Here is an 11,102-nt window from a genome sequence, read left to right as displayed (position 1 = left end):
ACAGCAGAAAGGGAATGCGCTCCATGCGTCCGGTCTGAATGAGGGTGAGGGCCTCGAAAGTCTCGTCCATCGTCCCGAAGCCACCAGGAAAGATCGCCATGGCCTTGGCACGCATGAGAAAATGCATCTTGCGAATGGCAAAGTAGTGGAAGTTGAAGCAAAGCTCCGGCGTTACGTAGGCGTTAGGTGCCTGTTCGTGCGGCAGCACGATATTGAGCCCTATCGTTGGCGCGCCGACGTCCGCGGCGCCACGATTGCCGGCCTCCATCACCCCGGGCCCGCCTCCGGTAACGACAACGAATTCGCGATTATAGGTCGTTGAAGAGTAGGTCGAGCAAAGCTGCGCGAACTTGCGCGCCTCGGCGTAATAGTGAGAATTGGCTTCGAGGTTCTTCTTCTGGGTCTCGTTTTTTGCTGCCCAGGCAGCGCCGCCCGGTTCCGGAATGCGTGCCCCGCCGAAAAGCACGACGGTTGATCGAATGCCGCGCTCGGCCAGTGCCATCTCCGGCTTGAGCAATTCGAGCTGCAGACGCACGGCGCGAAGTTCACGCTTCGTCATGAAATCTGGATCGGCAAAGGCCAGCCGATAGGTTGGCGATTGGGTCTGCGGCGTTTCCGGCGCGCTCTCTACGCGGCGTACAGCTTCGGAAGAATGCGAGAACGGCGTCCAGCTGTGTTTTTCATCAGTGTTCAATTGTTTTTCTCCTTCTGCGGACACTTATGGCGCTTAGGGACATAAAAATCGATTCGTCATCCAACAATGTGGCGCTGCGAATTGACGCTCTCGCAGACTTAACATAGTAGCCCTTGTCATTAGCCATAGCCCGCCCGTTTAATGGAGTGATCTGAAAATGTCCAAGCCCGATCTGACCAATCTCGAGAAGACGATCGACAAGGCCTTCGAAGAACGCGATGCAATCAGCACCGAAACGCGCGGCGAAGTACGGGAAGCAGTCGAGACCTCTCTTTTGCTGCTCGATAGTGGAGAAGTTCGTGTTGCGGAGAAGCAGGCGAGCGGCGACTGGAAAGTCAATCAATGGCTGAAAAGGGCGGTCCTGCTTTCGTTCCGGCTTAACCCGATGGGCATTATCGAGGGCGGTCCAGGTGGGGCGACCTGGTGGGACAAGGTCCCATCGAAGTTTGACGGCTGGGGTGCGACTGAATTTGCCAAAGCGGGTGTTCGCACCGTTCCCGGGTCGATTGTCCGCCGCTCCGCCTACATTGCTCCTGGTGTGATCTTGATGCCGTCCTTCGTCAACCTCGGCGCCTACGTTGACGAGGGGACTATGGTCGACACCTGGGCGGGCGTTGGTTCCTGCGCACAGATTGGCAAACGCGTTCATCTGTCTGGCGGCGTCGGCATTGGCGGTGTTCTCGAACCCATGCAAGCTGGACCTACGATCATTGAAGACGATTGCTTCATCGGAGCACGTTCCGAGGTGGTCGAGGGCTGCATCGTTCGCGAAGGTTCAGTTCTTGGTATGGGCGTATTTATCGGTAAATCGACCAAGATTGTCGATCGCGCTACCGGTGAGATTTTCTATGGCGAAGTCCCCCCCTATTCGGTGGTCGTAGCCGGTTCAATGCCCGGCAAGAACGTCCCGGGCGAGAACTGGGGTCCCAGCCTTTATTGCGCCGTGATCGTCAAGCGCGTCGATGAAAAGACGCGTTCGAAGACCTCGATTAATGAGCTGCTGCGCGATTGATCGAATTCGGGAAAGAGGGTTGTCAGATACTCTTTCCTGATGGTCACTCACGAATGTCTTCGACGGAATGACTTCGCACTGGCTTTCCCTCGGCCTGCCTCACACAGGCAGAGACCTTGCGGGTGAGCGGGACTGCGATGTTTTTCTCGCGGGCCAACCGGATGATCACCCCCTGAAGGTAGTCGATCTCGGTGGCGCRCCCCCGTGACAGGTCTTCCCACATGGACGAGCGGGCGTGCGGGTTGATCGCGAGCATTCGCGCCGCGGCGATGCGGAAAAGAAAATCGGGCAATCGAAGAATCCAGGGGAGAACGGCGGGCGGTGCCCCTTGCACTTTTGCCGGCGTGATACCGTGCGCTCTCACAACTTTGAGACCTTCGCTCATCTGATCCGCTATCAAAAGCCGCCAATTTCGGTCGGCCAACTGTTCAACGAGCGGCAGGTTTGAAAGGGCGTTCAGAGCATTATTGAGATTTATCAGCAGTTTGCCCCACAGGATCCCTTGCATGTCCGAATGCGCCTGCACGGAGAGCCCCGGAACTGAAAGAGCTTCTGCCAAGCCGTCCAGGGTATCGTCGATAAGAACGGTCCCTGGCATTGTCCGCCTTACATTAAGTGGGCTGACGCCAGACCCAGACTGAACGACGTTGAATGGAACCATTCCGGAGACAACAATCGCTTCTGGAGGCAGATGTTGGCGGAGAGTATCAGCGTTTCCGACGCCGTTCTGCAGGCTGACCACAACGATATCGGATGGCGCATTTTCCCTTATCGACTTGGCCATCTCTTCGGTTGCGCCGCTCTTGACGGCGACGAGAATAATGTCGGCTTGTCCGAACGCAGTCTCAGGGTCACTTGTCAGGAAAAATTGCCCGGGCTCTACCAGCTTTTCCGATCCATCCGGGTCAGTGATTCTTAAGCCTTCTTGCTGGAGTCCCTCAATCATCCGAGGCCGAACCAACAAGGTCACTGCCTTGCCTGCCACAGCGAGACGCCCGCCCACGTAGCATCCGATCGACCCGGCGCCGGCTATGACGATCCGGCTATCAATTCCGATCATGCTGCTGGTCCTTGGTTGAGTCGCTGATGTTATTAAATCAGACACAGGAACCCCCATCCAGTGCGTGACAGGATCGTGCTTTTCCATTATCGCTTTGACCATGAAATCCTTGATCGACCCGGTCCAAAATCTCGCTGAACTCATAGCATGTCCGTCGATAACGCCCGCGGAAGGGGGTGCKTTATCAGTCCTTGAAGCCATGTTGACGCCGTTGGGTTTTTCCGTGGAGAGACCAACGTTCAGTGAAGATGGTACGCCGGATGTCGAAAACCTCTATGCGCGGCGCTCCGGCAACGGACCTCACCTGATGTTCGCGGGCCACACGGATGTCGTCCCTGTAGGCGACGAGGCAGCCTGGACCTATCCGCCATTCTCGGCATCGATCCACAATGGCGAAATGTATGGACGCGGCGCCGTCGATATGAAGGGTGGCATTGCCTGCTTTGTCGCTGCTGTACGGCGCCATCTGGAGAAGCACGGGGGACTCAACGGTTCGATATCCTTTGTGATTACTGGCGATGAAGAGGGCCCCTCCATCAACGGGACAGGCAAGCTTTTGGAATGGGCCAAGGCAAAAGGCGAGAGCTGGGATGCTGCTATCGTTGGCGAGCCGACCAATCCCGAAAAACTGGGCGACATGATGAAGATTGGACGGCGTGGCTCGTTATCGGGCACGATCGTCGTTCATGGTGTGCAAGGCCACGTTGCCTATCCCCACCTAGCGGACAATCCTGTACGCGGGCTGGTGACGCTGGTCGAGAGCTTGCTTTATCCCGCTTTCGACAATGGAACAAAAGACTTCCAGGCTACCAATCTCGAAATCACAACGATTGACGTGGGCAATCCGGCGGTAAATGTCATCCCGGCGAAGGCGGCCGCAACGTTCAATATTCGTTTCAACGACACCTGGACCGACGAGACACTGATGGCCGAGATACACAACCGTCTCGATAAGGCTGCGGGTCGCCACAAGCTGCGACCTGGCAAAATGGCGCCGGTGAACTACGAGCTGACCTGGCGTAACCGTGTAAGCCACGTTTTTCTGACGCACGATGAAAAGCTGATCGGGACTATGACATCGGCTGTCGAGGCGACAACGGGCAAGCGTCCGCAACTGTCAACTTCCGGAGGCACCTCGGATGCTCGTTTCATTAAGGACTATTGCCCCGTCGTCGAATTCGGACTTGTCGGTAAGACGATGCATATGGTTGACGAACGGGTGGCGATTGCCGATCTTGAAACACTGACGCAAATCTACGAACGGTTCATCGCGGATTTTTTTGCATGACTACGAGTGAAATGCCGGATTTTGACGAGATTCAGCAATATCTGTGGGGCGCATGGCGGATGATGAATGGTCATGCCGACGGGCTTGACCAACTCGATTTCTCCGAAGATGGCTTCTGGCAGTCGTTCCATGCGATTACAATTTCCTTGCCGCCGCTTATCCTCGGCTGGATTATCTTCGCCAACGACATGATCTCATTGCAGCCGGAAACGGGTAACCGCTTTTCCATCATGGGCCGGGTGGCGTTCGTCGATCTTGCATCGTGGGTGGTACCGCTGGTGGTTCTCGCCCTCAGTGCCAAGCGGCTTGGTCTTAACAAGCGTTTCAGTCCCTATGTCGTAGCAAGCAATTGGGGAACCGCCATCGGAGCCTGGCTCATGGTCCCAGCGACGCTGGCACGGCTACTGCTGCCCGGTTGGCCCGCTTTGGCCACAGGTTTTGGCCTTGTCCTCTATGGAGGCGTAATGTACCTGACCTACCGTTTGACACATGTCGCTCTGAAAAAATCTCATGCCTATACGGCAACGTTTTTCGTGATCATGATTGTCGGCTCGCTGTTCCTGATGATCCTGCTTCAGAACGTGCTGGGGATTTCTCTGCCCGAACCGGTAATGATGGGATAGTCGACGCCGACAAGATAAAGACCGTAAGGCGGCGCTACGGGCCCGCAGGCTTTGCGATCGCGGGCGACAAGCGCAACGGTGACATCATCTGCATCCCATCGCCCGCATCCGACCTCATTTAGCGTCCCGACAAAGGAGCGGATCTGGTTGTGCAGGAATGATCGCGCGGACGCCCTGATCTCGACGATTTCACCGATGCGAGCGACGCTCAGATGATCGAGCGTTTTGACCGGGCTCTTTGATTGGCATTGGGTTGCACGAAACGTGGTGAAATCATGGGTGCCGATAAGCCGTTGTGCGGCGTCGTGCATCGCCATTTCGTCAAGCGGTTTCTTTACCCACCACGCGCGGTGCGCTTCAAGCGGAGCTGGGGGCCTGCGGTTGACGATGCGGTAAAGATAGTGCCGGCCCGTCGCTGAAAACCGCGCGTCGAAATTGTGACCGACGAGTTCGACATTGATGATGCCGGCAGTTTCACCGGCGATGACCAGATGGGCGTTCAACGCCTCGCGCACCTTGGAACTGGCCCAGTCTTTCGTCAGATCAACATGCGCGATCTGTGCCGTTGCATGCACACCCGAGTCCGTACGACCGGCTGCACCAAGGGCAACGGTTTCGCCACAGAATTTGAAGATCGCCTGTTCGATGGCAGCCTGAACCGTGTGGGCGTTCTCCTGCCGCTGCCAGCCGGCGTAGGGCGTGCCGTCATATTCAATGGTGAGCTTGTAACGAGGCACTAGGTCTTGCCGTTCATGGCAGGCGTGTTCCCTGTGCGATCTTGGCGCCTCGTTGGAACTCGAGGCCATCCATGACTTTGCCGCCCGCGCGCTGCAAGGAGCGCAAGCGAATCGCGCCTTCCCCGCAAGCAATGCGCAGATCGTCGCCAAGGACCGTTCCTGGATCACCCACTCCGGTTGCAAGGATCGAACGCAGCAGTTTTACCCGTTCAAGCTCCTCGCCGATTTCCATCTCGCACCACGCACCAGGAAACGGAGCAAGGCCGCGGATGCGGTTGTGAACATCAATAGCAGCTTGCGTCCAGTCGACGCGCGTTTCCGCCTTGGTGATTTTGGAAGCATAGGTGACACCGTCTGCGGCCTGTGGCGTGAGTGTAAGGCTGTCGCGCTCCAGTGCAGCCATGGCGCGGACCATCAGATCGGCGCCAGCCATACTAAGCTGGTCGTGCAATTCGCCGGCAGTCATATCAGCCGTGATTTTCACCTTTTCAGCCATGGCGACAGGGCCAGTGTCGAGTCCCTCGTCCATCTTCATGATCATGATCCCGGTCTCGTCATCACCGGCCATGATCGCACGCTGAATGGGCGCCGCTCCGCGCCAACGCGGCAGCAGCGAGGCGTGTCCATTGTAGCAGCCAAGCCGCGTGCCCTCGAGAATCGCGGCAGGCAGGATAAGCCCGTAAGCCACGACCACAGCAACATCGGCTTGAAGGTCCCGAAACGCCTGCTGCTCTTCCTCGGACTTCAAGCTTTTTGGTGTGCGCACTTCGATGCCGAACTGTTCGGCATTTCGCTGCACGGCGGAGGGCGTCAGCTCCAGCCCGCGCCGTCCTGCAGGACGTGGCGGCTGACTGTAAACAGCGACAATCTCGTGACCCTGGCCGATCAAGGCATTGAGGATGGGTACCGAGAATTCCGGTGTTCCCATAAAGACAATACGCAGACTCATCGGCTCACACCGCCAGCCGGCTTGGCGGGCGGTCCTTGGCAAGTTTCTTGAATTTCTTCACCACCATCTCACGCTTCAATCGCGAAATGTGATCGATGAACAGAACACCGTTCAGATGGTCGATCTCGTGCTGCAGACAAGTGGCGAGGAGCCCTTCAGCGGCAACCTCGTGCTGTTTGCCATCGATGTCGGCATAAGAAATGCGCACCTGGGCCGGCCGCTCGACCTCTGCGTAGTAGTCRGGAATGGAAAGACAGCCTTCCTCATAGACATTACGCTCCTCGCTCGACGACAATATTTGAGGATTAATGAATATCTGAGGGGCTTTAGGCTCGTCTTCCTTGGCAAGGTCGATAACCAGCATACGCAGCGGCTCACCGACTTGAATGGCCGCGAGCCCAATACCGGGCGCGTCATACATGGTGTCGAGCATATCGGCCGAAAACTTGCGCAAATCGGCGTCGAAGCGCTCCACAGGCCTTGACACCTGGCGCAGCAATGGATCGGGAAGAATGACAAGTGGTTTTATAGACATGAGCATCACCTAATATCTCGGCTTTCAACCGTCAATCCGGCGTGAAAGTCGTTTATAAAAATGTTCTCGTTTTGATCTCACATTTGCCGTCCGAATCGGTTAGTCTGCACATTATGGAAACGTCAATTTCTCTGGATCAGACTTTGTTTCAACTTGGCGCGAGCTCTGTATCGCTCGGTATGGCCTTGCTGATAACGGGTGTCGCAACAGCGCTTATAATTTTCTTTGCTGTCATTGCAGCGTTACGCTCGACCCGGATGCGGATGGTCGCCGAGATCCAGGCAGAAGACCGGGCGCGCGATGCGGAAGCCCGTATGGGCGAAATTCTGAAAAGCCAGTCGGAGATGCAAGGCCGGATGCAGACAATGGCCGAGCTGTTCGGATCAAGGCAGGCGGAACTCAATCAATCGATCCGCGAACGGCTCGATGGTATGACCAGCCGCATCGGCCAGACCATGACGGAACAGACGCAGTCCACACACGAAAATCTGACGAAATTGCAGGAACGGCTGGCGGTCATCGATACCGCGCAGAACAACATCCAGGCTCTCGCCGGTCAAGTTGTGCAACTACAGGCAATCCTTGCGAACAAGCAGACGCGCGGAGCCTTTGGCCAAGCCCGGATGGAAGCAATCATCGCTGATGGCCTGCCCCAAGGCGCATATGAGTTCCAGGCGACACTCTCCAATGGCAGCAGGCCGGACTGCGTGGTGCGTATGCCGAATGGCGCACCCAATCTCGTTATCGACGCAAAGTTTCCACTGGAGGCATGGAATGCTATCCGCGAGTCGGAAACACCGGATACCAAGAAGATTGCAGCCGCTCAATTTCGCCGGGACGTCGAGATTCACATCCGTGACGTGGCGGAGAAATACCTGATCAACGGCGAGACCCAGGATACGGCGTTTCTCTTTGTGCCGTCCGAATCGATTTTTGCGGAAATTCATGAGAATTTTGAGGCCGTAATCCAGAAGGCGCATCGCTCGCGCATCGTGATCGTCTCGCCTTCACTGCTGATGCTGTCTATTCAGGTGATTCAGGCCGTCCTCAAGGATGTCCGTATGCGTGAGCAGGCGCATCTCATTCAGGGCGAAGTCATAAGGCTCATGGAGGATGTGGTGCGGCTCGATGATCGGGTGCGCCGCTTGCAGACGCATTTCGGTCAGGCCAACAAGGATATCGACGACATTTTGGTCTCTTCCAGCAAAGTGACCAAGCGCGGCCAAAAGATTGAAGCCCTGGAATTTGCCGAAGCGCCGGTTAGTGACTCTCTTAAGGATGCCGAAACGACACGTTCCGCTGCCTCGGCAACGGGTCAATTGCGCCTGCGGGTGGTTGATGGCGACGATTAAGACCTAAGCCGCCTCGATTTTCTGACGCCGTGCTTTCCAGGTACCGGTCGTCTGCGGTTTGACGAATAGCGTGACAATATCCGGATTGGCCTTTTTCATGGCGGCTTCAAGACGCTCCACACAGGCTTCGATTTCGGGTGCCTGGACGTGGTCTTCGAATTCGACACTGAGGCCGGCCACGATTTGTTTGGGCCCCATGTGCACAGTCAACACACCATTGGCCTTCTGAACGTTCGGATCTCCGTTAGCGATGTCCAGGATTTGCTGTTCGACTTCGGGCAACGCCGATTCGCCCATTAGGAGGCCTTTGCTTTCGCGCGCCAGGAAAATCGCTGTCGCGGCAAGGACCAACGAAATGCCAATGGATGCAACGCCATCGAGCTCCGGCATAGCGAAGATTTGCGCAGTAGAGATACCGATGAAGGCTATGACTAGCCCCAGCAATGCCGCTGTATCCTCAAACAGTACGGTGAAAACGCTCGGATCCTTGCTCTGCTGTACGGCTCGGACATAACCGAGGTCGCCTTTCGCCGCCCGAAATTCCTTCAGGGCGACTGACCACGATGCTCCCTCGAAAACAGTTGCAAAGCCCAGCACAACGTAGTTCACAATTGGGTTGGCGACCGGTTCAGGATCCAGGATATGGATAATTCCTTCGTAGAACGACACGCCGGCACCGACCGCAAAGACGAGTAACGCAACGATAAAACTCCAGAAATAGAGTTCGCGTCCATGACCCAGCGGATGAGTCTTGTCTGCGGGCCTCGCAGCGCGGCGAAGACCATAGAGCAACAGCGCTCCATTGCCGGTGTCCACCAACGAATGGACGCCTTCAGAAAGCATTGCCGAACTCCCGGTGAAAAACGCCGCAATAAACTTGGTTGCAGCAATGAGCAGATTGCCAATGATGGCAGCGTAGATCACTTTCTTCGATCCAGCGTGCGTCGTTGCTGATTGTGATGACATCGCGATTCCCCTGACCTTGCGAAACGCCATATGATTTGATTGGTTCCGGGGCTGGTCACGACCACGTGTCTTACAATCTTGCGGCAGAGAATGGTCGGAATGGCGCTAGCTCTTCGACCATTCATACGATAACCCTGCCTCAAATAGTGCAGGGCATCATGAGTGAATCCACAACTGAAAGTGCTATCTTCCTTGGGCTGGATACCGGCGGCACCTATACCGACGCGGTCCTTTGGTCAGAAGAGCGCGGCGTCATTGCCAAAGCCAAATCTTTGACGACGCGGCATGATTTGAGCGTGGGGATTTCCGGGGCCGTAAAGCGCATCATGGCTGAGACATCGGTCGCTCCTGCCGACATACGGCTTGTTTCCATGTCGACAACGCTGGCCACCAATGCACTTGTAGAGGGGCAGGGCGGCCGTATTGCACTCGTCATGGTTGGATTCTCCAAAGTTGATCTGGAAAAGGCCGATCTCGGCACTGCCCTCGGATCAGATCCCGTCATCTTCATCCCCGGTGGACATGACGTTTATGGCCGGGCGCAGCCATTCGATACAAGTGCGTTGAGCGAGGCCCTCCCACAGTTAATGCGGGAGGTAACTGGTTTTGCCGTCTGCGCGTATTTTGCCGTACGCAACCCCGAACATGAAATTGCAGTTCGCGATCTCGTGCGAAGAGAAACCGGATTGCCCGTTACCTGCAGCCATGAACTTTCGGCCAAATTGAACGGCCCACGGCGTGCTTTGACCACTGTTCTCAATGCCCGGCTCATCGCCATGATTGACCGGCTAGTGGCGGCAACGGAAGGTTTTCTCGATGGGAGCGGCATCCACGCCCCGCTCATGGTGGTGCGCGGCGACGGCGCTCTTGTCTCTGCCGCCTTTGCCCGGCATCGACCGATTGAGACCATTCTTTCGGGACCCGCGGCCAGTCTTGTCGGTGCAAGATACATGACGGATCTTGATAATGCGATCGTCTCCGACATCGGCGGCACGACCACGGACGTCGCAGTTCTCGACAAGGGTCGGCCACGGCTCGACCCCAACGGCGCCACGGTCGGTGGTTTCCGTACGATGGTTGAGGCGGTCGCCATGCATACTTTTGGTCTTGGGGGAGATTCCGAAGTATCCCTCGATGACAATGCCATGGTTCCAGGCATCAAGCTTGGCCCGAGACGCCTGGTGCCCTTGTCGCTGCTTGCCGCCAATCACAGCTCATTGGTCATTGACCATCTGATGCGACAAGCAAAGGCAGCCACTGCCGGCCGATTGGATGGGCGTTTTGCGCTTCTTACTGGTGTTCCAGTGCAAATGGCATCCGGTTTGACCAAAAATGAAGCAGAACTATATGGACGCATCACAACCGAACCGCAGCCGCTGGACAGGCTTTTGAGTTCCATCTCCCAGGCGACCACTGTCAACCGGCTTGTGGCGCGGGGTTTGGTTCATCTGTCGGGTTTCACGCCGTCAGACGCTTGCCACGTTCTTGGGCTGCAAAATAACTGGAACGCAGAGGCAGCACGCTACGGTGCCATACTCTATGCACGGCGCAAGGATGGCGCCGGTCGTCCACTCTGCGACACGCCCGAGGAAGTCTCCCACCGTACCTATGATGCCTTGATCCGGCGTTCCTCCGAAGTGGTTCTCGAGACGGTTTTTGCCGAGGATGGGCTAGAGGGATCGGAAACGGTGGCTAGTCCTTTGGTTCAGCGGGCCCTTTCGGGCGAGAGTGGGATTGCCGGAGCAAAGCTGGACATAGACCGGCCATTGATTGGACTAGGCGCATCTGCACCGGTCTATTATCCGGCCGTGGGTAACATGCTGGGTACAGAATGCATTGTCCCTGGAGATACGGACGTCGCCAACGCTCTGGGCGCTGTCGTTGGT

11 protein-coding genes are annotated in these 11,102 nt (G+C 56.6%); 5 read left to right on the top strand and 6 right to left on the bottom strand.

Annotated elements, in window-relative coordinates:
* A partial coding sequence (locus ACXJ5O_RS09780; protein WP_457299718.1) for an LOG family protein occupies window positions 1-694 on the bottom strand: 694 nt, incomplete at its 3' end.
* A gap of 157 nt (window positions 695-851) precedes the next feature.
* On the opposite strand from ACXJ5O_RS09780, the gene dapD reads away from it, so the two are divergent.
* Window positions 852-1,706: a 2,3,4,5-tetrahydropyridine-2,6-dicarboxylate N-succinyltransferase gene (gene dapD, locus ACXJ5O_RS09775; RefSeq protein WP_457299717.1), complete on the top strand. Its 855-nt coding sequence runs from the start codon at window positions 852-854 to the stop codon at window positions 1,704-1,706.
* Between the two features lie 43 nt (window positions 1,707-1,749).
* On the opposite strand, the gene ACXJ5O_RS09770 is transcribed toward dapD, so the two are convergent.
* Window positions 1,750-2,766: a 2-dehydropantoate 2-reductase gene (locus ACXJ5O_RS09770; RefSeq protein ID WP_457299716.1), complete on the bottom strand. Its 1,017-nt coding sequence runs from the start codon at window positions 2,764-2,766 to the stop codon at window positions 1,750-1,752.
* Between the two features lie 100 nt (window positions 2,767-2,866).
* On the opposite strand from ACXJ5O_RS09770, the gene dapE reads away from it, so the two are divergent.
* A complete protein-coding gene (gene dapE / locus ACXJ5O_RS09765) occupies window positions 2,867-4,054 on the top strand; it encodes a succinyl-diaminopimelate desuccinylase (protein WP_457299715.1) in 1,188 nt (395 codons plus the stop codon).
* Window positions 4,051-4,677: a hypothetical protein gene (locus tag ACXJ5O_RS09760; protein ID WP_457299714.1), complete on the top strand. Its 627-nt coding sequence runs from the start codon at window positions 4,051-4,053 to the stop codon at window positions 4,675-4,677. The genes dapE and ACXJ5O_RS09760 overlap by 4 nt, the downstream gene beginning before the upstream one ends.
* Here the strand turns inward: ACXJ5O_RS09760 and truA are convergent.
* From truA to def, 3 genes are read right to left on the bottom strand one after another with little or no spacing between them, the layout of a single operon-like run.
* Entirely contained in the window at window positions 4,629-5,414 is a 786-nt protein-coding gene (truA, locus tag ACXJ5O_RS09755) for a tRNA pseudouridine(38-40) synthase TruA (protein ID WP_457299713.1), read from the bottom strand. The genes ACXJ5O_RS09760 and truA overlap by 49 nt on opposite strands.
* A 13-nt stretch (window positions 5,415-5,427) precedes the next feature.
* A complete protein-coding gene (fmt, locus tag ACXJ5O_RS09750; RefSeq protein WP_457299719.1) occupies window positions 5,428-6,357 on the bottom strand; it encodes a methionyl-tRNA formyltransferase in 930 nt (309 codons plus the stop codon).
* A 10-nt stretch (window positions 6,358-6,367) separates the two neighbouring features.
* The gene (gene def / locus ACXJ5O_RS09745; RefSeq protein ID WP_457299712.1) at window positions 6,368-6,898 is read right to left on the bottom strand and encodes a peptide deformylase; all 531 of its coding nucleotides are present in this window, start codon (window positions 6,896-6,898) and stop codon (window positions 6,368-6,370) included.
* A 113-nt stretch (window positions 6,899-7,011) separates the two neighbouring features.
* Here def and ACXJ5O_RS09740 point away from each other — a divergent pair, with 113 nt between their 5' ends.
* Window positions 7,012-8,250 carry a DNA recombination protein RmuC gene (locus tag ACXJ5O_RS09740; RefSeq protein WP_457299711.1) on the top strand — a complete coding sequence of 413 codons (1,239 nt, stop codon included), beginning with the start codon at window positions 7,012-7,014 and terminating at the stop codon, window positions 8,248-8,250.
* Between the two features lie 3 nt (window positions 8,251-8,253).
* Here ACXJ5O_RS09740 and ACXJ5O_RS09735 read toward each other — a convergent pair whose 3' ends face one another.
* Complete coding sequence (locus ACXJ5O_RS09735; protein WP_457299710.1) at window positions 8,254-9,216, bottom strand: cation diffusion facilitator family transporter; 963 nt, start codon at window positions 9,214-9,216, stop codon at window positions 8,254-8,256.
* A 158-nt stretch (window positions 9,217-9,374) separates the two neighbouring features.
* Between ACXJ5O_RS09735 and ACXJ5O_RS09730 the strand changes: the two genes are divergently transcribed.
* Window positions 9,375-11,102: hydantoinase/oxoprolinase N-terminal domain-containing protein (locus ACXJ5O_RS09730; protein ID WP_457299709.1), on the top strand; the 1,728-nt coding region annotated here is incomplete at its 3' end.

This window comes from Phyllobacterium sp. P5_D12 (assembly GCF_054049495.1).
Note: the sequence above shows the minus strand (reverse complement) of the source record. Positions and strands in the feature narration are given on the sequence as shown.

Coding starts and splice junctions, on each gene's coding strand:
- dapD (WP_457299717.1), top strand. CDS start 852: ATGTCCAAGCCCGATCTGACCAATCTCGAGAAGACGATCGACAAGGCC.
- ACXJ5O_RS09760 (WP_457299714.1), top strand. CDS start 4,051: ATGACTACGAGTGAAATGCCGGATTTTGACGAGATTCAGCAATATCTG.
- ACXJ5O_RS09740 (WP_457299711.1), top strand. CDS start 7,012: ATGGAAACGTCAATTTCTCTGGATCAGACTTTGTTTCAACTTGGCGCG.
- ACXJ5O_RS09735 (WP_457299710.1), bottom strand. CDS start 9,216: ATGTCATCACAATCAGCAACGACGCACGCTGGATCGAAGAAAGTGATC.